We start from the raw sequence: 23,069 nt of genomic DNA, 5'->3' as shown, positions 1-23,069 counted from the left end.
TACGGATTTTTAAAGGTAGAGGCCAACTGCCGAGACATCTCCGCTTCATCCAGAATTCAGCCTTTGGCACAGGCTCGCGACAGAGCGACCGGATGCGGATCTGAGGCGGATTTATGGACGTTCTCCTAAAACAAAGAAACGGCGCAAAATGATTGGGCATATTCCAAGGCACGCGCCCAACCTCTCAATTTCTGTAACGCTCGATGGTTCCGAAAAAAATATTCCCCGTCAGCGCATGAAATGCCCGGGGTTCGTAAAATTCTTTGGGTTAAAGCAGAACCAAAACCGAGTCACCGGGTTTCAGGACGCACACTGGATACAGCGACTTGCATAGGGTAACACTTTCAATCGCTGCTCGCCGATTGGTGCGTCGCATTCCGTACAAAGACCGTACCGACCGTTTGCAATATTGCGCAAGGCATTTTCGATGGCTTGAATTTCAACAAGGGCGTCCTGTTCCAGCCTTTCAACAACTTCTTCGTCTTCTCGCTCGGTTGCCTGTTCATGAAAATTGGCACTATGTTCCTGCCGCAAGGTCGTTTCCATTTCTGTAACACGGTCCTTCAGTGTGCTCAGGCGCAACTTCAGCTCTTGCTCAATTGCAGCGACATCCAACATTCCACTCCTCCTGTAAACAAGTTATCCACTTCGATCAGGGTATCTCAACAAAGTTAGGGAACGCTTTGATGGAAATCAAAGGGACAAGCGGTCTTTCACGAATAGTTCCGTCAGGCGAACGAAAAACCTTCATAGTCAGCGGCGGCAACATTGTTGCATTTTTTGACATAGGCAGGATATCCCAGATACGGCATAAAAACTCGGGGCTTACCCGGGATATTGGCTCCCAGATACCAAGAATTACAGGTCGGGAACAGGGTTTTACCAGCCGTTGCATTCACGTGAGAGACCCAATCTTCTTCAAAAACCTGATCAGCTTCAATCACAGCGCGCCCTTTTGCCCGCATATCGGTCAAGCAATCCGTGATCCAATTCACATGCTGCTCAATCGATGGCATCATATTGGCCAGGACCGATGGACTTCCGGGTCCCGTAACAATAAACAGATTTGGAAATCCAGCCATCGCCAAACCCAAATAGGTCTTTGGCCCTTCTTCCCACTTTTCCGCGATCGAACGTCCGCCACGGCCGCGAATATCAATCTTTAAAAGGGCCCCTGTCATAGCGTCAAATCCAGTCGCAAAAATCAGCGTATCCAGCGTATATTCTTCAGCTTGTGTTCTAAGACCCTGCTCTGTAATCCGCTCAATGGGCGACGCTTTAACATCAACTAGCGAGACATTGGACCGGTTATAGGTTTCGTAATACCCGGTATCCACACATAAACGTTTGCACCCCACAACAGTATCGGGCGACAAGGCTTTTGCAACTGAAGGGTCTGAAACAATTTCGTGAATTTTTTCCCGTATATACTCTGCCGCCGTATCGTTCGCGTCCCGACTGACAAGAAGATCATTATACGCCCCTAAAAAAGCCAGTCCCCCGTCTTTCCACCGCCGATCATATTCAGCTCGCCGGTCCGCCTCACTGACCGTCATTGCATCTTCAGGGTTCACTTGAAACAGCATCCCTGAGCGAGTTTGCTGTGCAGCCTCCCGCCGAGCTGGATATTCCTTTTTTACCGCCGCACGGTAAGCATCATCCAACGGTTTGTTATGTGCAGGAACAGCATAACTGGGCGTTCGCTGAAAAACATATAAATGTCCGGCATCCTCAGCGATGACCGGAATAGACTGAATAGCCGAAGATCCGGTTCCAATAATACCGACTTTTTTCCCGGAAAAATCCACCCGATGATGCGGCCAGTTTCCTGTATGATAGACCTCTCCGCTAAAATCAGCCAGGCCATCGATATCAGGGATGTTTGCGGACGATAGACAGCCTGTCGCCATAACGCAAAAACGCGCTGATAATTTTTCATCACTATCCAGAGACACAGACCATATTTCGTTTTCATCATCGAAAACGGCCTGTGTTACCCGTGTATTAAGCTGAATATGTGGCCGTAGTTGAAAACGGTCCGCGACATGATTTACATAGTTCAGCAATTCGGGTTGCGTGGCATAGCGTTCACTCCAGTCCCATTCCTGCTGTAATTCATCTGAAAACTGATAGGAATATTCCGTGCTTTCCACATCACAACGGGCGCCGGGATAGCGGTTCCAGTACCAAGTGCCCCCGACACCATCGCCTGCCTCAATAATTCTGGCCGCAAACCCATTTTGCTTCATTCGGTGAAGCATAAACAACCCGGCGAAACCAGCACCGACAATGATAACATCCAGCATTGAATTTTTTGCCACAACCTGCTCCTTGTTTTTCTTATTAGCAGTTTCATTCAGCCTATCAGCGTCTTCTGATTGAGAAAACCGAAATTTAACTCTTCTCTGCCGCGATTTGCGCAAGCTTCTTTACCATTTCAACAATTTCAGGAAGTTTTCCATGGGCAATATCGCCCCGTGGACCGATGGCATTGATGATATATTTTACCGGCTTACCGTCCACACTGATCGGGGCAACAACGGTCGCCAGTCCTTCAGGCAAGGTTTCCTCTTCATAGGCAAAACCGGCCATTCTATCCTGACGCACCTGCTCCGCCCACACCTCGAATGCGGGTTGGGTTCCGGCCCATCGGTGCTTGTCATACGCCCGCCGAAGATCGTCTGGATCCAGGCTTTGCCAACCGGCCAAAAGTCGGCCCGCACCGCCATAACGAGCTGGAAAGCGCGTTCCAACCTTCGCGTAAAGACCCATCGGCAAGTCAGGAAGGGCACAGGCGACAATCACCATATAGTCCTGGCGCACATGCTGGCTTAAATACAAGCAAACACCAAACTGATCGGCGGCAGATTTCATTTCTGGCTCAATTCGCTTCGCCAGTTGTTCTTCCCGCATTTTACCCGTCAGTTCAAGGATACCGCCTAAACAAAGGCTATAAGTTTTGGTCGCGGCATTAAATTCGACCATCCCCTCTTGCTGGAGTGTTTTCAGAACCGCATAGACTGTTCCGGGATACCGACCCAGCTGAACCGCAAGGGGTGTGACGCCAATCCCTCCGCGCCGATTAGAAAGCGCCCGCAATATATCAATTGTCAGTTTGGCAGCGCCGACCGGCTTAACACCTTTTTTCGTACTGTTATTTTCCATACAAAATTTGATATCCGTATCAAAAGAGATAAGCAGTATTTCAAAAACACAGCCGAAAGCAATTCTGAATTCAGGATTTTAAAATTTTTGTTTGGTTGTAAGGAAGACCGAGCGCAATGCGCGAACACATCCCGCCCGGAAAACTTAAAGTTAGGTGCGGTCCAGTTGACCCGTGATGACATATTTCAGGATTTTAACAACCTGTGCAGGATCACTTGCAACGGCCTGTGCGGCTCCATCTACTTCCTTGAGAGCATGATTAACAGCCTCATCATGCAAGGTAATATACGGTGTTCCCATCGCGGCACAAAAACCGGCATCGAAGGCAGCATTCCACTGGCGGTATTTATCACCAAACCGAATAACAGCGATATCCGCCTCTTCAATCAATGTCCGGGTCCGGATCGCGTTCATTCGACTCCCCATTTGATCCTTCCAAAAATCGCTAGGGGCCTCTCCTAAAATTGCGACGCCACAATCATCGCTATCCTGATGGATTGTCACCGGCGAGACGAATTCCACTGGCAGCCCCGCATTCTTCGCACCCTCTTCGATTTGTTCACGCCAATCCGTATGAATTTCACCAGACAGATATACTGTCCACAATCGTTCAATCATTTTCTTTTCCTGCAGGTAACTGTTTCTTGTCCGTTTAACCTAGCGGATATTTTCGCAATGGCAATAAACAGAGTGCGGACATCGATATGAAACTGGCAGAAACCAACAAACATAACACCAGTCCATATTCCTGATACACCCATCCAGACAGCATCGTCCCTATTAATCTGCCCATGGCATTTGCCATATAATAAAAGCCGACATCCAGAGAAACGCCATCTTCACTTGCAAATGCAACAATCAAATAACTATGCAGCGAGGAATTTATTGCAAAAACAAAACCGAAAACCGCCAGCCCCAGTGTAATCAGCCATTCAGGGTTCCATCCCGTAACCATCCCACCGGCAATCAAAATTGGAACAGTGATTAGAAAAAGGGCCCAAACAATGGCCTCTGACACACCCGGTGGTCTATTCACTTTCCGACCTGTCAGATACGGTGTTGCAGATTGAACGGCACCATATCCGATAACCCACAAGGCAAGGTAACTGCCGACGCCCCAGTGACTCCAACCAAGGGTCTCAGCCATAAAAACGGGGAGTGCGACAACAAACCAAACATCACGTGCGCCAAACAGAAAAAGACGCGCGGCGGAAAGATAATTAATGGCCTGGCTTTTTGAGAAAATTTCGCTGAATTTCGGCTTATTTTTTGCGCGGCCCAGTTCTTTTTTCAACAATATCAGGCTGGCAAGCCAGACAAGGGCCAAAGCAATGGCCATAACCGCGTTTGCTGCAGTAAAACCGAGCCCGGCAAGCAAGGCCCCACCCAAGAAAAAACCCGCCCCTTTTAACGCATTCTTCGACCCTGTTAAAATGGCAACCCATTTAAATAATTGATGCTGGGCATCCGAGGACACAACTATCTTAATTGCGCTTTTGGCACTCATCTTGTTTAAATCTTTGGCAACCCCAGAAAGAGCCTGCGCCGCCATCACCCAGGGAATTGTTAAACCAAATATTGGAAAAACCAGCATTGATAAGGCGACGATCTGCATAAAAAGCCCAATATTCATGGTCCGATTGAGACCCAAACGCGCCCCTAACCAGCCTCCGATAAGATTGGTTACAACACCAAAAATTTCGTAAAACAGAAAAAGAAACGCGATCTGCAAAGGCGCATATCCAAGCTCATGGAAATATAGAACCACCAGCATACGCAGAGCACCGTCTGTCAGCGTAAATGCCCAATAATTACCGGTAACGACAAAATACTGCTTGATGTCTGCCGGTAGGGTTCTGCTCATAGGCATCCTCTTCTGCTAACGAACATTGGTCACTTTACGCATCAATTCAACAACACGATTGGCATATCCCCATTCATTATCATACCACGCATAAATTTTTATATGTGTGCCGTTGACAACCATGGTGGACAGCGCATCAATGATACTGGAACGCGGGTCCGTGCGGTAATCGACAGACACAAGGGGACGCTCTTCATAACCCAGAATATTTTTCAGATCTGTCTCGGAAGCCTGCTTCAGAACAGCGTTCACTTCCTCTACCGTTGTTTTACGCTCTACTTCAAAAACACAATCTGTCAAAGACGCATTTGCCAGCGGCACCCGAATGGCATGACCGTTGAGCCGGCCTTTCAGTTCCGGGAATATATGTGTAATCGCCGTGGCTGAGCCTGTCGTTGTGGGGATAAGGCTGGATCCACAGGCGCGGGCTCTTCGCAAATCCTTATGCGGAGCATCCAGGATGGTCTGAGTGTTGGTGATGTCATGAATTGTCGTCATCGAACCATGCTTGATGGTAAAATTTTCATGGATAACTTTGACAACTGGCGCCAGACAATTTGTAGTGCAGGACGCCGCGGTTACAATCGGATACTGACCGTCTTCATACAGCCCGTCATTTACCCCCATTACGATATTGAGAATACCCTCTTCCTTGACCGGTGCCGTCACGACAACATGTTTGACACCCTGATCAAGATAGGCCTGCAGCTTTTCTTTCTTATTATTCTGTCCCGACGCTTCAATGACAACGTCACATTCAGAAAAATCGGTGTCTCCAATGTTTGAATTTTGGGTGAACAGGATTGGCTGATCGTCAACCACAATGCGATCATTCCGGGAATCGGCAGTATGGTGCCAAATGCCATGAACAGAATCAAACGTAAGCAGATGCGCGAAGGTTTTTGCGTCCCCGGCAGGATCATTGATCTGTGTAAAAGAAACTTCTTTCCAATCCCAAGCGGCCCGAAGAGCCAATCGGCCCATCCGGCCGAACCCATTAATCCCAACCTTGATAGTCATTTTCTCTCTCACGGTTTTTTATACGCGCGCCAATCAACACATCCCCGGCAGCCCAACATTTTCAACTCTTACAGAGGACTCTGCTTACATACAATGTATTTTTAAAGACAGTTTTGTGACCGGTTTCATTGGTCTTGCTGAACAAAAAAGGCCGCCACTCCGTTAATAGAGAAGCGGCCTGATCACTCTTTTCCAGATTTTGGAAATCAGATTACGCGATTTTCTGTTTGCTGATTTTTCGCACAAGCACGTAAAAAACCGGGGTCAGGAACAAGCCAAAAAATGTCACACCCAACATACCGGAGAAAACAGCGACACCGATTGCCTGACGCATTTCCGCCCCTGCGCCAGATGACACAACAAGGGGCAGCACGCCCATGATAAATGCAAAGGATGTCATCAGAATAGGCCGAAGCCTCAGACGGCTTGCCTCAACAGCGGCGTCTACGATAGAGCGTCCTTCTCTTTCCAGTTCACGGGCAAACTCAACGATCAAAATGGCGTTCTTTGACGCAAGCCCTGCCAAGACAAACAAACTGACCTGCGTAAAGATGTTATTGTCGCCGCCAAAAATATAGACCCCGATCAAGGCCGAAAGAATACTCATCGGTACGATTAGGATAACCGCAAAGGGGATCGCCAAACTTTCATACTGGGCTGCAAGAACCAGAAAAACCAAAAGAATACACAGCGGGAAAATATAAACTGCCGTGTTCCCCGCCAGGATTTGCTGATAGGTAAGCTCGGTCCACTCGTAATCGATCCCACGCGGTAAGGTCTCGTCCAGAATTTTGGTTATCGCATCCTGCGCTTGCCCGCTGGAATAACCGGGAGCCGCATTTCCGTTCAGATCTGCGGAACGAAAAGCGTTATATCGCATTGCCGTATCTGGCCCAAATGTCTCGGTAACGGTCAGAACACTTCCCAGCGGCACAAGATTGCCTTCTTCGTTTCGGGTCTGCAAATTCAGGATATCATCCGGGGATGATCTGTGTTTTTTATCCGCTTGAGCAATAACCTGGTAGGTTCGGCCAAATTGATTGAAGTCATTCACGTACAAAGAACCCAGATAAATCTGCATTGTCTGGAACACTTCCTGTACAGGAATACCCAGTTGCATGGCCTTGGTCCTGTCAAGATTGGCCTGAAGCTGAGGCACGTTGATGTTGTAACTGCTGAAAACACCCGCAAGCTCAGGGGCCGCCCATGCTTTTTGCTGAACTTCTTTCATGACATTGTCCAGCGCCACATATCCTAAATTAGCGCGATCCTGAACCTGCAATTTAAAACCACCAACATTCCCCATTCCCTGTACCGGTGGCGCCGGAAAAACGGCGACAAACGCTTCTTCAATCGCGGCGAATTTCTGCTGTAATTTGCCAACAAGCGCCAAACCGCCCAGGCCCGGGTCTGTCCGTTCTGCAAAGTCGTCCAATGTGATGAACAAAACACCTGCGCTGGAGCTATTGACAAATCCATTGATCGACAATCCGGGGAAGCCAACCGCACTCTTTACGCCAGGTTCATTGAGGGCAACTTCTGACATTTCCCGAAGGACATCTTCTGTTCTTTCTAACGTTGCGCCTTGAGGCAATTGCGCAAAACTCACCAGATACTGTTTGTCCTGAATAGGAATGAAACCCGATGGGATCGTTTGAAAGCCTTGATAGGTTACGCCAAGCAAAAGAGCAAACAAGCCCATCATAATGGCCTTGCGCCCAACAACAGCCTTCACTCCTTTCGCGTACACCCCCGTCGTGCGATTGAAAAATTTATTAAATCCTTGGAAAAGCCAGCCTAAAAGCCAGTCGATACCGCGGGTCAGGACATCTTTTGGCGCGTCTTTCTTTTTAAGCAGCAACGCCGATAATGCCGGGCTCAGGGTCAACGAGTTAATCGTTGAAATAACGGTTGCGATGGCAATTGTAAGCGCAAATTGTTTATAAAACTGACCGGTTAATCCACTGATGAAGGCAATGGGAACAAAAACGCCCGTTATCACCAGTGACGTCGCCACAATTGGGCCTGTCACTTCTTTCATTGCGGCCAATGTCGCGTCCCGGGAAGATAAGCCCCTTTCAATATTTCGTTCCACATTCTCGACAACAACGATCGCATCATCCACAACAATGCCAATTGCCAAAATCAGGCCAAAGAGGGACAGAACGTTAATTGAAAAACCCAAGACAAACATCAGTGCAAATGTACCAACGATGGACACCGGCACTGCCAGCAACGGAATAACCGACGCCCGCCATGTTTGTAAAAAGACGATGACAACAATGACAACCAGAGCCACCGCCTCTAGCAACGTCATGATGACGGCTTTAATAGAATCCTGTACAAATACGGTCGGGTCGTAAACGATACTGTAATCAACGCCTTCTGGAAAACCTTGTTTAAGGTCGGCCATTGCAGCGCGGACATCCCGGGATATATCCAATGCATTTGATCCAGGGCTGGCAAAAACTGGAATAGCAACAGCGGGCTTATTATCCAAGATGGACCGCAACGCATACTGTTGGGCATCAAGCTCGATACGAGACACATCCCCAAGTCGCGTAATAATACCGCTCTCCTCCCGCTTAATGATAACATTGGCAAACTCTTCCGGGGATTTCAGACGCCCCTGAACGTTAATGGGCATCTGAACCTGCACACTATCATCATAGGGCGGTCCCCCGATTGTTCCTGCGGCAACCTGAATATTCTGGGAACGGACAGCGTTCACGACGTCAATCGCGGACAGGCCGCGCTCGGCCACTTTGTCAGGGTTGAGCCATATGCGCATCGCATAATCACCAGAACCAAAAAGACTGACCTGACCGATTCCGTTAATTCTGGCCAACCTGTCTTTCACGTTCAACGTCGCATAATTGCGAAGATACAGCATATCATATCGTTCGTTTGGCGAGCGCAGATGGACCACCATTGTCAAATTTGGCGAACTTTTTACAACTGTTACGCCCAACTGCCGTACGACTTCCGGCAATCGCGGTAAAGCTTGCGATACCCGGTTCTGAACTTTTTGCTGGGCAAGATCCGGATCCGTTCCGATTTCAAACGTCACCGTCAAAGACAGGCCGCCATCTGTCGCCGCCAGAGAATTGATGTAGAGCATTCCCTCAACACCATTAATCTGTTCTTCAAGTGGCGCCGCAACGGTTTCGGCAATTTCAGCCGGATTAGCACCCGGAAACTGAGCCTGAACAACGATTGACGGGGGGACAACCTCTGGATATTCAGAGATCGGCAACTTCATCATTGCGATGGCACCGGCTACAAAAATCAGGACTGAGAGAACACCCGCAAAAATGGGCCGATCAATGAAAAAACGGGATAGGTTATGCATTCCGATACCTTTAAGATAAACGGCCGTGAGGTCGGTAACTGAAAATAAGGTTGAGACGCGCCAGGAACTAGGACTGACTTTTTTGAACCGGTTTTGGCGCCACCGGCATTCCGGGCCGAAGCTTCATCAGACCTTCGACAATGACTTGATCATTCACCGACAGGCCAGATGTAACAACCCGCTTGCCATCCTGAGACGCGCCCAACACAACCTGCCGATATTCGACCGTGTTGTCTTTGGAGATCGCATACACAAATTTACGATCCTGATCGGTATTGATGACGTCGGGCGAAATCATTATGAGCGGCACGGGATCGGGATTTCCGATATTGACTTTGGCAAACATGCCCGGCACCAGATTTTCCTGCTTATTCTCAAAAATAGCGCGCGTTCGTATCGTTCCCGTATTCGGATCAATTCGATTATCAAAACTGTGCACAACGCCTTGAATCATGGTGCCATTGCCGACCTGAAGTTCTACCGGAATAACGACCTTGCTTAAATTCTTTTTGTCCGTGCTGCCAAGCAACGCCACATACCGCTGTTCGTCGATTTCAAAATCGGCATAGATGTCATCAGTTGAAACGATGGTCGTTAATACAGGTGCGTTTGGCCCTGAATTAACATAATTGCCGCGGGTGATTTCCACCCGACTAACCCGCCCGTTAATTGGAGATTTAACATAGGCATGATCCAAGGCAATCTGTGCCTGTTCCAACGCGGCAACAGACTGCCGGACCCGGCTAGCAGCAACCGTATAAGCATTTATCCGCTCATCAAAAACACGCTTGGAAACATTTCCTTTGTCCACAAGCTCCTGAGCCCGCATTTTTTCCTTTTTTGCCAGCGTCAGATTTTGCCGGGCAGCATCCAGTTCCGCTTTTGCCTGCTTCACTGCGGTTTCAAAGGTACGCGGGTCAATCACGAACAGAATATCTCCGGCGTGAACTTTCTGGCCATCTTCAAAACGGACGTCCACGATTGCACCGCTCACTTGCGGGCGCAATGCCACTTCTTCTACTGCCTTCAAACGCCCGGAGTAACTACTCCACAAGCGGACCTGCTCTATCTCAACATTTTTAACAGTTACAGGCATAGCTTGCGGCGCCTTTGGCGGCGTACCGCCCTCGGCTTCAGCTGAGGAGGGGCTGAACATAATAAATTGCATTGCAACCGCGCCAGTAACGAGCAAAGCAACACCAAATATCAGTTTTGTAAATGATAGCCGTTTCATCAGAAAAAACACCCTTAATTGAAGATACCGATCGGTATGTTATTAGGGGAAGTACATAACAGGAGGTCTGATTTCAAGATTAGAATGAAACCAATTCTTTCTTCTGTGACCGGTCTTACATTTTCGATCACAAAACCGGGATGAGCATCACAAAATCGTTTGATACTCTTTTCTCAAGCCAACAACGCGGTAGATGCCTTCAATCAAGTCTCTTCTCAGATCAACGTCATTGTGAAACATCGGTGCAAAGGTAATCACGCCTTGGATAAAGTGATAAAGCAGGCGGGCTACACGTTCAGGATCGGCGTCTTCCGCCAGCATGCCTGCCCGCTGAAGGCCCCGGATCATCAGTGTATGATGCTTCATGATTTCTGCGGAAAGCTCTTCGGCACATTGTATGACTTTGGGTTCTGCAGCGTTCACATGGCTACTCGTCTTGAATATTGTGCAGCTATGCGCATCCGGCGTGAAGGGTCCTTCCTCTACCAGATGGCGATCCATAATCATATCAACGAGATTCTGCAGATGCTCCTGCGGTGTAAATTTCGCGGATGTAATCCTGTCAAAGTCTGGTTTCGAAACGTCCCAATGGTGTTTTCCGGCCTGATAATACAGGTCCGCTTTAGAGTCAAAATGATGATAGAAAGCGCCTTTGGTAACCCCCGCAGATCGGCAAATTTCATTGACGCCCACTTCGTGATAGCTACTCCTGCTGACCAGATGAATGGCCGTATTCAGCAATTTTTCTTTAGTCCGTTCCGGGTTTCTCATTGTTTTCCATCGCGCTGTCCTTTTGAACCATTTACATACCGTACGGTACATTTTCAAGGGACGGGCACCAGAAGCCTTACTTTCTTTTGTCCGTCTGTTGCAGATAAGAATATTTGCGTGAATACAAGTATCTTTCTATGCTCGTTGCAACCATGCGACACAGGTTTCGCAAACTTTAGAACCGCCCTAACTGAGTGAGCCCAACCAACTCTGCATTAAACACAGCCGGCCAAATAAAGGCCCTCGCGCATCAGGCAATAGATTTCAATGATCACTTTTTTCACCTTCTTCGGACAACAGGCAAGGCTTATCCTTGCCCTTGGTGTTCTTATTGGATTGTTTCTGCCAAATTTTGGCGAGATCGTTGCGCCTGCATTGCAGGTTCTTGTGGTTCTTTTGCTTGCAACCGCAATGATCCGTGTTGACCTTCTGCAAGTATTATCTCATTTGAAAAACCCGATCAAATTGGGAGGACTGCTTTTTTTACTGATGATTGCGCTACCGGTGATTATTCATCTTGCGTGTCAGTTCATTGGCCTTTCCCCAGTTCTTCATATTGCCCTTGTTCTTGTAGCCTGCGCCCCGCCGCTTGCCTCTGCACCGAGCATGGCGGCACTTCTCAAACTGGATGATGCACTGGTTCTGAATATATTGGTTGTTGGCACTTTAATCGTCCCGTTTACAGTGCCTTTAATTACCCTCTACCTTCTGGAATTGCCTCTTAACCTTGACCCGCTCTCCCTTCTCTCCCGGCTTCTTCTGACCATTTCGTTGGCCATTATTCTCGCCATTTTTCTTCGAAAAACCATAGGAGAAACAAGGCTTATTCGCTATCACAAGCTGATGGATGGCGTGTCAGCGTTGATTATGTTGATTTTTGCAATCGTTATCATGAACGGCATCGGTCTTCATGCCTTTGATGATATGGACGCATTTGTTGAGAACTTGAGCGCGGCCCTATTTGCCAACTGGGGTATACATTTGCTGTTTCTCATTGTCTTCGTGGCCTCAAGGAAAATTTCAAAACCGAGGAATAGCCTCATTTCACCAACCCAAGGCGCCGTCGCTCTAATGGCTGGCAACCGCAACGCCGCCCTCTTTCTCGCGACGTTTCCCCCCGAAACCGTGACATCTCTTCTCCTGTTTATTGCGCTGGCTCAGTTTCCAATATACTTAACCCCGCTTGCATCAACTCCTTTGTATGGATGGCTAACAAAATACAAAGAAAGCCCACCCTCTCCGTCAACACCAACCAAGATTTAAGGATCGCTGATACGCCCTAAAAAACAGAAGATTGAGGGTCAAGTCCGGCGAAGAATGTAAATATCCATCACCCAACCATTCACTTCACGCGCTTTATTTCGCTGTTCGATAATTTGGTCCCCCATCTCTTCCAGCGGCCCGGACAGGGTTATTTCTTTATCCATTCCCACATAGGCACCCCACCATATGGACAGCGCCTCTTCCGTCAAAAACTGAAATGAATTTTCACCGTCCAGCATAACAACAACGGTTTCAACATCCTTTGGCCAGCCCCGCTCCCTTAACTGCCGTCCAGTGGTCACCAGAAAAGGTTCGGCCAGTTCATTAAGCGGAATATTGTGGGATGCCGTCAGGCCTTGTATTGCCGTAATGCCCGGAACCACCTCAATCTTGATCAGTGTCTGCGACTGAAGGCGAGACGCTATTCGAAGGCTGCTGTCATACAATCCGGGATCGCCCCAGATCAAAAAGGCCGCCTTGCCGGCTGTCCCGACTTCAGCTTGAAGCACATGCAGCCAGATTTTAGCAATTTCATCATGCCAGGCGTTTACTCTTTCCTGATAATCCACAATTTCCGGATTACGAACAGGCAGATCAAACTCAATAATTCTTGTTGCAGGATTATCGAGAATATCGGCAAGAATACCTCTGCGGACTTCCGCCAGCTCATCTTTTTTCTTTCCCTTACGGGGTATCAGGATTGCATCCATTTGATTTAGGACACGCACAGCCTGAAGAGTTAGATGTTCTGGATTTCCGGTCCCAATGCCAACAAGCGATAATTCTAGCATACTGTCCCCATAAAAAAGGCGGCCTTAACACGATAAGGCCGCCTCAACATTCAATGATGTCTTATAAATCAGGCGCCGTTGTGAAGACGATCTGTAACCATTCCACCATTTGCAAAATTACGGCTTGCTTTTGCGATTGCCAAAACAGCCAAATCAGCAAGAGGTTCAATCAGGATCACAGTCATATAGGCTGCGCCAAAGGTTGTAACACCGGTTAAGGTTTCTGCCGTAAATCCAGATCCGTAAAGGGCCCAGAAAGTCACCCAGGCAACAATGCCGCCTTGGTAGGCAGTCGACAATGCGAATGTCTGTTTGTAAGTGAGGTCGACATAAGCGGTATCTGGCGCAATGATGCGTTTCGCAAGATACTGAAGACCAAATAGCGGAACCAGCAATGTCGTCAGGTTCATGCCGTATTGTGGCAAATCAAACGGTGCAAAGAAGAGACCCTGTATCAACAGACCGAAGGCCAGTCCAAACGCAGCAGGAGCCGCTCCCAAGATCAGAAACAATGTTGATCCAAGAATAAAATGAACTTCCGAAACGCCAACCGGGTAATGTGGCAAAACTTCGAAGAATGAGAAAACCAGCGCAGTGGCGGCGGCACTTCGACCGATCAAAGAGACGGGCCCTTGTTTTTTTATTGTGTCCCATGCGAATTTCAAGCCAACACCAATGGCGCCAACGGCAGTCGCGTAACTCAGGGCAATTTTTGTACTGTCTACTATTCCAGGTTCGATATGCATTTTTTTCTCCTCTCCGTCCACCCGACGGTATGGGTACAGTTTCAGTTAGTGGCCGGTATCCTGACTCATGATCTTTGCTGGTCATCCCCTTCCCAGCCTTAAAAAGGCCAGTGGTATCTGAAAACCAACCATCACCTACAGTCGCGGGGGCGGTTGAGGCTTTGAATGCCTGAAATAGGTCCATCCGATCCTCATTCCCGTTTCATTCCCGAATGCTTTGCACACACTTTGGAAACCACGTGATAACTACTCTTCGTATCAACTAAAAATATGAGACGCAAGAATATTCGCACGCATCTGGGGGTCGCCAGCCGACGTCAGACGATCTCTTCCGGCCAGTTTCCTTTAAGGACATGCGGCAATCCGGCAACCGCCAGTATGGCTGTGTCACTCAATTTGGCGATATCCTGATGAAGCCAACCGGCCAAATCACAATATTGACGGGTCAGTTTTTCCATTGGAATCACGCCCATATTCGTTTCGTTACTCACCAGGATAAGATGTTTATCGGAATGCGATCCTTTTAAGTCAGAAATCAGAGACAAAAATGATCGTTTTTCTGTCTCCAGTTGTTCGCTGTCTTCAGTGAACAACAGATTACTAAGCCATAGGGTCAGGCAGTCCACCAACACAATATCCGATATTTCAAACCCCTTGCCAATGGCCTGCGCCAGTTTGGTCGGCTCCTCTAGGCACACCCAATGGGAGGGCCTCTGCTCTTTATGGCGCTCTATTCGGGTTGTCATTTCTTCATCAAACGCAGTTGCTGTTGCGATATAGCAGACATTTTTACCCAGAAAATCAGCAAGCCTTTCGGCCAAGCCACTTTTGCCTGACCGTGCGCCTCCCAGAATAAAATGAAGTTTCATACCCGATGCCTCAAAACACAAAATGAATGCTGAAGAATGTAAAGGATATGCAGCCCGCGCAACAGGCCTTATAACAAATATGTTACGCTTCTTCTTGTTACGGAATTGAATTTATGGATATCGCCCACCTGATCGACGGCATTACTCCCGTCTCACTGAAAAATTTGCCGCAGATCCAGGCAAATATTGATCAGAAGACAAAACCTCCCGGGTCACTTGGAAAACTGGAAACGCTTGCGGCGACATTGGCGAAAATTCAGGGTAGCAAAAAAGTAACCATCAATCATCCCATGATGCTGGTTTTTGCCGCAGATCATGGCCTTGCGGCACAGGGTGTCAGCATTGCCGGCAGTGAAGTCACGCAACAGATGGTGGCGAACTTTCTTAATGGCGGCGCAGCGATCAACGTCTTTTGCAAAGCCAACGATATGGCCTTCAAGGTTATTGATGCAGGTATCAAATTTCCGTTGAAAGGAATGGCCGACCTGATCGATCAATCGGCCGGGCTCGGCACCAATGATATCAGTTCTACAAGCGCCATGAGCGAGGACCAACTCGAATTCTGTCTGACCAAGGGCTCTCATATTGCCAGTCTTCAGATAAAAGCCGGAAGCAATGTCATCGGCTTTGGTGAAATGGGTATTGGTAACACCTCGACCGCAGCGGCGGTCTGTGCTGCGGCGCTGAATGAAACCGCGGAAAAAATGGTGGGCCGCGGAACAGGCATCACTGACGAGCAATTACGCCGAAAAACGGCATTGGTATCAGAGGCAGTATCCCGTGTCACAAGCGAAGACCCTGTGGTGATCCTGCAGGAACTGGGCGGTTTTGAAATTGCGCAGATATGCGGTGCCATGCTGGAATGTGCAAAGAACAAAACGGTCATTCTAGTAGATGGTTTCATCGTTACAGCCTCCGCCCTTCTTGCCTGTATGATGGCCCCCGCCGCACGGGACTATATGATCTTCTCGCATGCATCGCAGGAACAGGGGCATAAAATGGTTCTGGACGCGCTGAAAGCCGACCCTCTCCTTGATCTTGAAATGAGGTTGGGAGAAGGTAGCGGCGCGGCCCTTGCTTTGCCACTTTTAAGGGCGGCTGGTGCCTTCTATAATGACATGGCAACCTTTGAGAGTGCGCAGGTAACCGTTTAAAGACACCGAAGCATACAGGTACCCTATTGATGAAGCACATATTTTACCAACAGATCAATTTGTTCTTCATTGCCCTTGGGTTTTTCAGCCGCATTCCGATTCCAAAATCGGTAACCTTTAAAGCTGAATATCTCAATCAGGCCAGTCGTTATTTCACGTTGGTGGGCTGGTGTCTGGGACTACTTGTAACCGGCCTGTACTTGTTGCTCGACATTTTTTTTCCTCAGTCGGTGAGCATATTCCTGTGTATAAGCGTTGGCTTGCTACTCACAGGGGCCTTTCACGAAGACGGATTGGCAGACACATTCGACGGTTTCTATGGGGGGCACACCAAGGCCGATAAATTACGGATAATGAAAGACAGTCGGCTTGGCACCTACGGTGCGGCTGCCCTTTTTATGTGTCTGCTTGGCAAATGGGTTTTATTGACCGAATTAACAAATGTTCCAATGGCTTTTTTAATTGCCTACCCCGCATCCCGGGCAATTGCCTCCAGCTTTATATTTGACATGGACTATGCGCGGCTGGACGAGACCAGCAAATCTGCCCCCCTCGCCTCTCGGCAAACCGGACGGGAATTGCTTGTATCGCTCACCTGCCTGCTTCCTCTGTTCCTGTTTGTGCCGGTGCTTCTAATCGTGAAACTTTTTGCTGTTCTGGTTTTAGTGCGCTTTGCCCTTCAATGGTTCATGAAACGGCATCTGGACGGCTATACGGGGGATACACTGGGTGCCTGCCAACAACTCTCAGAGCTTACAATTTATGCTCTGCTTCTGGGAATGTCTGCATCATGAACAGATATGATCATGTCATAATTGATCTGTATCGACATGGTGCAGTTGACGGGCCGCCCGCATTATATGGACATACCGATATTCTGCCATCGGCGCAGGGTGGCCGGGCACTTGTCCGACATTTGAACCACAACACGTCTTTGCAATCTATTGTTACTTCGCCGCTTCGGCGGTGTAAAAACTCTGCGACCGAATATGCAGAAACAGGGGAAGTAGCGTTAGACACCGATCTGGACTTCATGGAAATGAATTTTGGTGACTGGGATGGTGTTCCGTTCGATACGCTTCTTGATCAAAAAGACGAGTTGATGAATTTTTGGAGTGACCCCTCACGCGTAACACCCCCTAATGGAGAAAAACTGGTAGAGTTTCGGTATCGCGTCCTACGGGGTTGGGACCGGCTGATCGCCGATCCGATGTCCGCCCATATCGGGCTGGTGGTTCATGGCGGTGTCATCCGACTGATCCTGAGTGCCATTCTTGATATTGATTACCGTAACCCCAAGATATTCAGCCAGTTGTCGATCGATTATGCTAGTCAGACCCGCATTGAAATATCGCATTATGATGGCGATGCTTTCCCGATTGTAAAATTCATCAATAAACCTGCCCCCGATGAGGAAATGTCATGACAGCGGTGATCATGCTGCAAGGAACCGGCTCGGACGTGGGAAAATCCATATTGGTTGCAGGGCTCTGCCGGGCCCTGAAAAACCGGGGATATTCTGTTCGGCCTTTTAAGCCTCAGAATATGTCGAACAATGCAGCTGTTACCCCGGAGGGCGGAGAAATCGGTCGTGCCCAACAATTGCAGGCACTGGCATGCGGCGCCCCAAGCAGTGTTCACATGAACCCTGTTCTATTGAAGCCACAAGACGGAAAATCTCAGGTCATTGTTCAGGGGCAGGTTTCCGGAACGGGGGGAATGTCATATTTTAAAGAGAAAAAAACCGACTTACTGGGCAAAATTCTGGAAAGTTTTGAGACCCTGAAACAACAGGCGGATTTCATTGTCGTCGAAGGTGCTGGCAGTCCGGCAGAAGTTAACTTGCGGTCAGGCGATATCGCCAATATGGGTTTTGCGACCACTGCCAATGTCCCTGTTATCCTTGTTGGCGACATCAACCGTGGTGGGGTCATTGCCTCGGTCGTCGGCACGCACAACTTATTGCCTGAGAACGAGCAATCCTTGATCAAGGGGTACCTGATCAACAAGTTTCGTGGCGATACCAGGCTATTTGACGATGCCCTTACCCTTATGACAGATCTGACCGGCTGGCATAACATGGGGATCGTGCCCTTTATTCGCGAGGTCGGGGATTTGCCGGCTGAGGATGGTATGGCATTGGATGGCAAACAGGGCCACACACGATCGAGTAACCTTCTTATAGTTGTTCCTCGGCTCGCCCATATCGCCAATTTTGATGACCTTGATCCCTTGCAGTCTGAAGAAGATGTCGACGTTGTCTTTGTTCAGCCGGGCACGCCCCTTCCAGGCGATGCCGATCTTGTAATTTTACCGGGAAGCAAAACAACCCTTGCCGACCTGCATGATTTCCGGCAGCAAGGCTGGGATATTGATCTTACTGCGCATATTCGGCGGGGCGGTAAAGTCTTGGGCCTGTGCGGCGGCTACCAGATGCTTGGAACACTTTTATCTGATCCTGACGGCATCGAAGGGGCTAAAGAAACTATTTCCGGACTTGGGTTACTTGGGTTGGAGACAACACTCTGTGCCAGCAAAACAGTTAAACTGACCGATGTTTCGGATGTAGTTTTAGGCTGTCAAACCTCAGGTTATGAAATCCATCTGGGGGACACACGCGTAGTGGACCCTGCGTTGGTTCCGTGGCTTTTGGATGACGACAGACCGATCGGCTACATGTCAGAAAACAGACAGATAGCGGGAACATACCTCCATGGACTCTTTACAGATAATGCATTCCGCCAGAAGTTTCTGAACCGCTTCAGGCAGAAAGATGGGTCATACAGCGACTATTCTTCCAAGATCGAAAAGGCTCTTGATACCCTTGCACAGGAGCTCGAGAACTGCGTCGATATTGATGCAATAATCAGGATTGCAAAGGAAGCGGATCAATGATCCTTGAGATCCTTGTCGGGCACTCCTTTGGTAATGTGCTTGTCTCTGTCCTGTTGGCCATCATAATCGACAGCCTTTTTGGCTGGCCAGATTTTCTATTTAAAATACTCTCACATCCGGTGGTCTGGATCGGAAGACTGATAAAGACGCTGGACACCCGGCTCAATATTCCTGCAAAAAGCCCTTTCGTCCTGCGTTTTATGGGCATACTAACTTTGCTGATCACAACAACTGTCACTTTGGCGATTACGCTCTTCATCTGGTTGATACTCCCGACGGGCCCGTTTGGCATCTTGATAAATGCCCTTTTGATTTGGCCATTACTCGCCATTCATTCGTTACACCAGCATGTTGATAATATTCGCGCCCCATTAGCCAAGAATAAGCTGGAAAAAGCCCGCATGGCCATCGCAATGATCGTCAGTCGTGACCCTAAGACGCTGGACCAGTCAGCCATTTGTCGTGCTGCCATAGAAAGTCTCGCCGAAAACACATCCGATGGAGTAATTGCGCCCCTTTTCTGGGCCTGTTTATTCGGATTACCGGGGGTCGGTTTTTATAAAGCGGTCAACACACTGGATTCCATGATCGGATACAAAAATGAAAAATATTTACATTTTGGATGGGCTTCCGCCCGGTTCGATGATTTGGTCAATCTGATACCCGCCCGCCTGACGGCTTTATTGTTTCTGCTCGCATCCGGGGCCCCTCTAAAGGGATTAAAATGTATTAAAAACGATGCTGGCAAGCATCGTTCTCCAAATGCCGGATGGCCTGAATCTGCAATGGCAGGCGCCTTGGATATCAGGCTTTCCGGTCCTCGGCTCTACGATGGGGTGATGACAGAAGATCTGTGGGTCAATGATGGGAAACCGGATCCTGACCATCTTTCACTAGGCCGGGCTCTCGCCCTCTATCGCCGAACAATTATCGGGATAACAATCATCCTTTTTTTGGCAGCGGCCTCTTTAAACTACGAAAGTCTGTTTTAGTGACACTAAAAGATCATGGCGGAAATATTGACCAGGCAATGGCGCAACATGGCGGGGCCGTTTCAGATTGGCTCGATCTATCTACGGGCATAAATCCATGCGCCTATCCGATACCAGACCTCCCTCCGCCGACCTGGACCGACCTGCCCACCATAAGCAGCAAAGAACGCTTAAACGAAACGGCCAAGTCCGCCTGGTCCTGCCGCGGCGACATTCTTGCAGTTTCAGGGGCGCAGACTGCTATCCAGATGATGCCGCATTTTGCGCCTGCTGCCGGTTTGCCCGGCCGCCACGCTAAAATTCTAACGCCAACCTATAACGAACATGCAAATGTTCTGCGGCTGGCAGGCTGGATTGTTGAGGAAGTCAGCCATTTAGAGCAACTGGCGGATTGCGATCTGGCAATTGTGGTCAATCCGAATAATCCTAACGGACGCCTCTACCGACCTGAACAATTGGTGGCGCTCCTACCCCATGTTGGCAGGTTGGTCGTTGATGAAAGCTTCATGGACTGTGAAACCGGATATTCACTAACACCGGACACGGATAAAACCGGACTGATAGTATTTCGGTCTTTTGGGAAATTCTATGGATTGGCTGGCATAAGATTGGGATTTGTTGTCGCGTCGCCAAAAGACATCCGGATTTTTAATCAACTCGCCGGCCCATGGCCTGTTTCCGGTGCTGCCATCGAAATCGGGATCACGGCCCTGTCAGATCACGAATGGCAGAATGAAACGATCCTCAGACTACGAAAAGACGCGGCCCGGCTGGATACCCTGATCCAGCCTACCGGCGCCACGCTGGTTGGTGGAACCCCACTATTTCGTCTGTACGATTGTCCAAATGCAGCAGTTTTTCAAGACCGGCTTGCCGCCCACCATATCTGGTCCCGCATTTTTCCTTATTCTCGAAGCTTCATTCGCTTGGGGCTTCCCGGCTTACAAAAAGATTGGGAAAAGCTGGAAATCGCCATTAAGTCTATCGAAAAGGGTTAAAACTCAACGCCTTTTTGCGCCTTGATGCCAGAGCGGAAAGGGTGTTTTACCATGGTCATATCTGTAACCAGATCTGCAATATCAATCAGTTCCTGCGGTGCATGACGGCCCGTCAAAACAACATGGGTCATTTCCGGTTTTTCCCTCGACAGAAATTCAACGACATCCGCAAGGTCAATATAGCCATATTTCAGGGCGATATTGACTTCATCGAGCAAGACCATCTTGTTCTTTTCGTCCCGGATCATCTCTTTGGCTTTTTCCCAAGCTTTTGTCGCAGCAGCAATATCCCGCTCTTTATCCTGCGTTTCCCAGGTAAAGCCTTCACCCATGGCATAAAACGAGCACAGATCAGAAAAACGCTCTTCAATCATGGTGCGTTCACCTGTAGACCACGCGCCTTTGATAAACTGGATGACACCACATGGCATGTCATGAGCAATAGCCCTGAAAATCATTCCAAAAGCAGAGGAAGATTTACCTTTTCCATTGCCTGTATGAACAATGATCAGCCCTTTTTCGCCATCTTTGCTTTCCATAATCCGATCCCGCGCTGCTTTTTTCTTTTGCATCTTGGCGGTATGGCGTTCGTTCTCGTTCATTTCAGATTTTTCTTTTTGCATCTACTAGTTCCCTTTGCGCCCTTCAGAAATTAAATGGAAGAATGTACCGGTCGCATTTCCCCGAACCGATCCCGTCTCGGGAATAGCCTGATCGTTGGCATCCTTGACGTCTGCGAGAGGCTGATCCGGTTGCTTCAGGATTGTGGAATAATGAAACTCGTGGCCACGCAAACGCGCGCCCGGTTTATATCCCGGCATTGGTTTTGTCAGAGATGCGTGCCGATATCCTAAATGCATCTTGCGCTTTGCGTAAGACGTTTCCAGACCCAGCAAACCCGCCATCTGATGGCCGACACCGTCTTTATCGATCAGCACGTCGCCCATCGCCATATAGCCACCACACTCGCCGTGAACAGGCCGGTCCGCCGCAAACGAGACCAGCGATGTTTTAAAATGGTTGGCAGCAGCCAATGCGCCCGCATGCAGTTCTGGATAACCGCCCGGAAGCCAGCAAATATCTGCCGTTGGGTCCGGGGCTTCATCAGCCAGTGGAGAAAAGGGCAGGATTTCTGAACCCGCAACCCGCCATTGATCCGCCACATGCGGATAAACAAACGAGAAGGCAGCATCCTGCGCCAATGCAATTCGTTGTCCGGGGGGCTGCACTGTCGCCTCTTTATTTGGCGCGCGATAGTGATCTTGAGCCCCCGCCATTTTCAACATCATTTCGACATCAACATGCTTTTCGACAAAATCGGCCATAGCCTCAAGCACATCATGCAAGTCCCCTTTTTCCTGTGCCTGCACAAGACCGAGATGGCGTTCTGGGAGCGTAATATCCGGATTTCGTGGCAACGCGCCCAAGACCTTGATGCCCGTCTGCTCCATACCAACCCGGCTTAACATCTCGTGGCGCGGGCTCGCCACCCGGTTAAGCACAACGCCGGCAAATGGCATTTCAGGCCTCAGTTCGGAAAAGCCCTTTGCTGTTGCTGCTGCTGATTGCGCCTGCCCCGACACATCAATAACCAAAACAACCGGCCATCCCATACTTGTCGCAATATCCGCACTTGCACCGTTACCGACTTCACCAGCACTTGCCACGCCATCGAACAACCCCATTGAGCCTTCAGCCAGAATAAGATCGGCCCCCTCTGCGCGATGCAAAAGATTGTCCAGCAATGACTGCGGCATCGCCCAACTATCCATATTGATGCCAGACCGCCCAGTTGCGGCCGTATGGAAAGCGGGGTCAATATAGTCAGGGCCCGACTTAAAAGGCTGGACCTGTAAACCTTTGCGAGATAACGCCCGTGCCAGGCCAAGCATCAAAGTTGTTTTTCCCGTTCCCGATGCCGGGGCTGAAATCAAAAGACCATTGGGGATCATACC

Annotated in this window: 21 protein-coding genes and 1 riboswitch; of the genes, 7 read left to right on the top strand and 14 right to left on the bottom strand. The window is 49.0% G+C overall.

The annotated features are described in order from the left end of the window. Positions 1–300: 300 nt before the first annotated feature. From OIR97_RS04335 to OIR97_RS04295, 9 genes are all read right to left on the bottom strand, one after another. A complete protein-coding gene (locus OIR97_RS04335) occupies positions 301–618 on the bottom strand; it encodes a TraR/DksA family transcriptional regulator (protein WP_169546382.1) in 318 nt (105 codons plus the stop codon). Between the two features lie 110 nt (positions 619–728). Then, a complete protein-coding gene (locus OIR97_RS04330; protein ID WP_267177789.1) occupies positions 729–2,321 on the bottom strand; it encodes a flavin-containing monooxygenase in 1,593 nt (530 codons plus the stop codon). A gap of 73 nt (positions 2,322–2,394) precedes the next feature. Then, positions 2,395–3,165, bottom strand: coding sequence for an IclR family transcriptional regulator (locus OIR97_RS04325; RefSeq protein WP_169546383.1), 771 nt, complete (start codon positions 3,163–3,165; stop codon positions 2,395–2,397). Between the two features lie 150 nt (positions 3,166–3,315). Continuing rightward, positions 3,316–3,783, bottom strand: a complete 468-nt coding sequence (locus OIR97_RS04320; protein ID WP_169546384.1) for a YtoQ family protein — start codon at positions 3,781–3,783, stop codon at positions 3,316–3,318. 34 nt (positions 3,784–3,817) lie between these two features. After that, positions 3,818–5,029 (bottom strand): organoarsenical effux MFS transporter ArsJ, encoded by a 1,212-nt coding sequence (gene arsJ / locus OIR97_RS04315; RefSeq protein WP_219821779.1) that lies wholly within the window; start codon positions 5,027–5,029, stop codon positions 3,818–3,820. Positions 5,030–5,044: 15 nt separating this feature from the next. Continuing rightward, a complete protein-coding gene (locus OIR97_RS04310) occupies positions 5,045–6,049 on the bottom strand; it encodes an ArsJ-associated glyceraldehyde-3-phosphate dehydrogenase (protein ID WP_169546386.1) in 1,005 nt (334 codons plus the stop codon). Between the two features lie 211 nt (positions 6,050–6,260). Next, positions 6,261–9,401 carry an efflux RND transporter permease subunit gene (locus tag OIR97_RS04305; RefSeq protein ID WP_169546387.1) on the bottom strand — a complete coding sequence of 1,047 codons (3,141 nt, stop codon included), beginning with the start codon at positions 9,399–9,401 and terminating at the stop codon, positions 6,261–6,263. A 67-nt stretch (positions 9,402–9,468) separates the two neighbouring features. Continuing rightward, complete coding sequence (locus OIR97_RS04300) at positions 9,469–10,635, bottom strand: efflux RND transporter periplasmic adaptor subunit (protein ID WP_219821780.1); 1,167 nt, start codon at positions 10,633–10,635, stop codon at positions 9,469–9,471. 147 nt (positions 10,636–10,782) lie between these two features. Next, positions 10,783–11,406, bottom strand: a complete 624-nt coding sequence (locus OIR97_RS04295) for a TetR/AcrR family transcriptional regulator (RefSeq protein WP_169546388.1) — start codon at positions 11,404–11,406, stop codon at positions 10,783–10,785. 267 nt (positions 11,407–11,673) lie between these two features. Here OIR97_RS04295 and OIR97_RS04290 point away from each other — a divergent pair, with 267 nt between their 5' ends. Further along, positions 11,674–12,669: a hypothetical protein gene (locus OIR97_RS04290; protein WP_169546389.1), complete on the top strand. Its 996-nt coding sequence runs from the start codon at positions 11,674–11,676 to the stop codon at positions 12,667–12,669. Between the two features lie 38 nt (positions 12,670–12,707). On the opposite strand, the gene cobF is transcribed toward OIR97_RS04290, so the two are convergent. The 3 genes from cobF to cobU form a co-directional block, all read right to left on the bottom strand. Further along, positions 12,708–13,460 carry a precorrin-6A synthase (deacetylating) gene (gene cobF / locus OIR97_RS04285; RefSeq protein WP_169546390.1) on the bottom strand — a complete coding sequence of 251 codons (753 nt, stop codon included), beginning with the start codon at positions 13,458–13,460 and terminating at the stop codon, positions 12,708–12,710. Between the two features lie 68 nt (positions 13,461–13,528). After that, on the bottom strand, positions 13,529–14,206 hold the full coding sequence (locus tag OIR97_RS04280; RefSeq protein WP_169546391.1) for an energy-coupling factor ABC transporter permease: 678 nt from the start codon (positions 14,204–14,206) through the stop codon (positions 13,529–13,531). A 33-nt stretch (positions 14,207–14,239) separates the two neighbouring features. Further along, a riboswitch (cobalamin riboswitch) is annotated at positions 14,240–14,461 on the bottom strand. A gap of 62 nt (positions 14,462–14,523) precedes the next feature. Then, complete coding sequence (cobU, locus tag OIR97_RS04275) at positions 14,524–15,075, bottom strand: bifunctional adenosylcobinamide kinase/adenosylcobinamide-phosphate guanylyltransferase (RefSeq protein ID WP_169546392.1); 552 nt, start codon at positions 15,073–15,075, stop codon at positions 14,524–14,526. Between the two features lie 113 nt (positions 15,076–15,188). Between cobU and cobT the strand changes: the two genes are divergently transcribed. The 6 genes from cobT to OIR97_RS04245 are packed head-to-tail and all read left to right on the top strand — an operon-like array spanning position 15,189 to position 21,114. Then, the gene (cobT, locus tag OIR97_RS04270) at positions 15,189–16,229 is read left to right on the top strand and encodes a nicotinate-nucleotide--dimethylbenzimidazole phosphoribosyltransferase (protein ID WP_169546393.1); all 1,041 of its coding nucleotides are present in this window, start codon (positions 15,189–15,191) and stop codon (positions 16,227–16,229) included. Between the two features lie 29 nt (positions 16,230–16,258). Beyond that, positions 16,259–17,023 (top strand): adenosylcobinamide-GDP ribazoletransferase, encoded by a 765-nt coding sequence (locus OIR97_RS04265; RefSeq protein ID WP_169546394.1) that lies wholly within the window; start codon positions 16,259–16,261, stop codon positions 17,021–17,023. Then, positions 17,020–17,655: a histidine phosphatase family protein gene (locus tag OIR97_RS04260; RefSeq protein ID WP_169546395.1), complete on the top strand. Its 636-nt coding sequence runs from the start codon at positions 17,020–17,022 to the stop codon at positions 17,653–17,655. The genes OIR97_RS04265 and OIR97_RS04260 overlap by 4 nt, the downstream gene beginning before the upstream one ends. Continuing rightward, on the top strand, positions 17,652–19,124 hold the full coding sequence (locus OIR97_RS04255; protein WP_169546396.1) for a cobyric acid synthase: 1,473 nt from the start codon (positions 17,652–17,654) through the stop codon (positions 19,122–19,124). Before OIR97_RS04260 ends, OIR97_RS04255 begins: the two co-directional genes overlap by 4 nt. After that, positions 19,121–20,116, top strand: coding sequence for an adenosylcobinamide-phosphate synthase CbiB (cbiB, locus tag OIR97_RS04250; RefSeq protein WP_169546397.1), 996 nt, complete (start codon positions 19,121–19,123; stop codon positions 20,114–20,116). Before OIR97_RS04255 ends, cbiB begins: the two co-directional genes overlap by 4 nt. A 38-nt stretch (positions 20,117–20,154) precedes the next feature. Continuing rightward, positions 20,155–21,114: a threonine-phosphate decarboxylase gene (locus OIR97_RS04245; protein ID WP_169546487.1), complete on the top strand. Its 960-nt coding sequence runs from the start codon at positions 20,155–20,157 to the stop codon at positions 21,112–21,114. On the opposite strand, the gene cobO is transcribed toward OIR97_RS04245, so the two are convergent. Together cobO and OIR97_RS04235 are read right to left on the bottom strand one after the other, a co-directional pair. Then, positions 21,111–21,737: a cob(I)yrinic acid a,c-diamide adenosyltransferase gene (cobO, locus tag OIR97_RS04240; protein ID WP_169546398.1), complete on the bottom strand. Its 627-nt coding sequence runs from the start codon at positions 21,735–21,737 to the stop codon at positions 21,111–21,113. The two genes, OIR97_RS04245 and cobO, sit on opposite strands and share 4 nt — an antisense overlap. 3 nt (positions 21,738–21,740) lie before the next feature. Continuing rightward, positions 21,741–23,066, bottom strand: coding sequence for a cobyrinate a,c-diamide synthase (locus OIR97_RS04235; RefSeq protein ID WP_169546399.1), 1,326 nt, complete (start codon positions 23,064–23,066; stop codon positions 21,741–21,743). Positions 23,067–23,069: the final 3 nt, after the last annotated feature.

This window comes from Sneathiella aquimaris (assembly GCF_026409565.1).
GTDB classification, from domain to species: Bacteria; Pseudomonadota; Alphaproteobacteria; order Sneathiellales; family Sneathiellaceae; genus Sneathiella; species Sneathiella aquimaris.
Note: the sequence above shows the minus strand (reverse complement) of the source record. Positions and strands in the feature narration are given on the sequence as shown.

What these genes read in the sequence shown, in the direction of transcription:
- OIR97_RS04280 (WP_169546391.1), bottom strand. Translation starts at nt 14,206, where the DNA reads ATGCATATCGAACCTGGAATAGTAGACAGTACAAAAATTGCCCTGAGT.
- OIR97_RS04305 (WP_169546387.1), bottom strand. Translation starts at nt 9,401, where the DNA reads ATGCATAACCTATCCCGTTTTTTCATTGATCGGCCCATTTTTGCGGGT.
- cobT (WP_169546393.1), top strand. Translation starts at nt 15,189, where the DNA reads ATGGATATCGCCCACCTGATCGACGGCATTACTCCCGTCTCACTGAAA.
- cobO (WP_169546398.1), bottom strand. Translation starts at nt 21,737, where the DNA reads ATGCAAAAAGAAAAATCTGAAATGAACGAGAACGAACGCCATACCGCC.
- OIR97_RS04265 (WP_169546394.1), top strand. Translation starts at nt 16,259, where the DNA reads ATGAAGCACATATTTTACCAACAGATCAATTTGTTCTTCATTGCCCTT.
- OIR97_RS04245 (WP_169546487.1), top strand. Translation starts at nt 20,155, where the DNA reads ATGGCGCAACATGGCGGGGCCGTTTCAGATTGGCTCGATCTATCTACG.
- arsJ (WP_219821779.1), bottom strand. Translation starts at nt 5,029, where the DNA reads ATGAGCAGAACCCTACCGGCAGACATCAAGCAGTATTTTGTCGTTACC.
- OIR97_RS04300 (WP_219821780.1), bottom strand. Translation starts at nt 10,635, where the DNA reads ATGAAACGGCTATCATTTACAAAACTGATATTTGGTGTTGCTTTGCTC.
- cobF (WP_169546390.1), bottom strand. Translation starts at nt 13,460, where the DNA reads ATGCTAGAATTATCGCTTGTTGGCATTGGGACCGGAAATCCAGAACAT.
- cobU (WP_169546392.1), bottom strand. Translation starts at nt 15,075, where the DNA reads ATGAAACTTCATTTTATTCTGGGAGGCGCACGGTCAGGCAAAAGTGGC.
- OIR97_RS04255 (WP_169546396.1), top strand. Translation starts at nt 17,652, where the DNA reads ATGACAGCGGTGATCATGCTGCAAGGAACCGGCTCGGACGTGGGAAAA.
- OIR97_RS04310 (WP_169546386.1), bottom strand. Translation starts at nt 6,049, where the DNA reads ATGACTATCAAGGTTGGGATTAATGGGTTCGGCCGGATGGGCCGATTG.
- OIR97_RS04325 (WP_169546383.1), bottom strand. Translation starts at nt 3,165, where the DNA reads ATGGAAAATAACAGTACGAAAAAAGGTGTTAAGCCGGTCGGCGCTGCC.
- OIR97_RS04290 (WP_169546389.1), top strand. Translation starts at nt 11,674, where the DNA reads ATGATCACTTTTTTCACCTTCTTCGGACAACAGGCAAGGCTTATCCTT.
- OIR97_RS04335 (WP_169546382.1), bottom strand. Translation starts at nt 618, where the DNA reads ATGTTGGATGTCGCTGCAATTGAGCAAGAGCTGAAGTTGCGCCTGAGC.
- OIR97_RS04260 (WP_169546395.1), top strand. Translation starts at nt 17,020, where the DNA reads ATGAACAGATATGATCATGTCATAATTGATCTGTATCGACATGGTGCA.
- OIR97_RS04320 (WP_169546384.1), bottom strand. Translation starts at nt 3,783, where the DNA reads ATGATTGAACGATTGTGGACAGTATATCTGTCTGGTGAAATTCATACG.
- OIR97_RS04295 (WP_169546388.1), bottom strand. Translation starts at nt 11,406, where the DNA reads ATGAGAAACCCGGAACGGACTAAAGAAAAATTGCTGAATACGGCCATT.
- OIR97_RS04235 (WP_169546399.1), bottom strand. Translation starts at nt 23,066, where the DNA reads ATGATCCCCAATGGTCTTTTGATTTCAGCCCCGGCATCGGGAACGGGA.
- cbiB (WP_169546397.1), top strand. Translation starts at nt 19,121, where the DNA reads ATGATCCTTGAGATCCTTGTCGGGCACTCCTTTGGTAATGTGCTTGTC.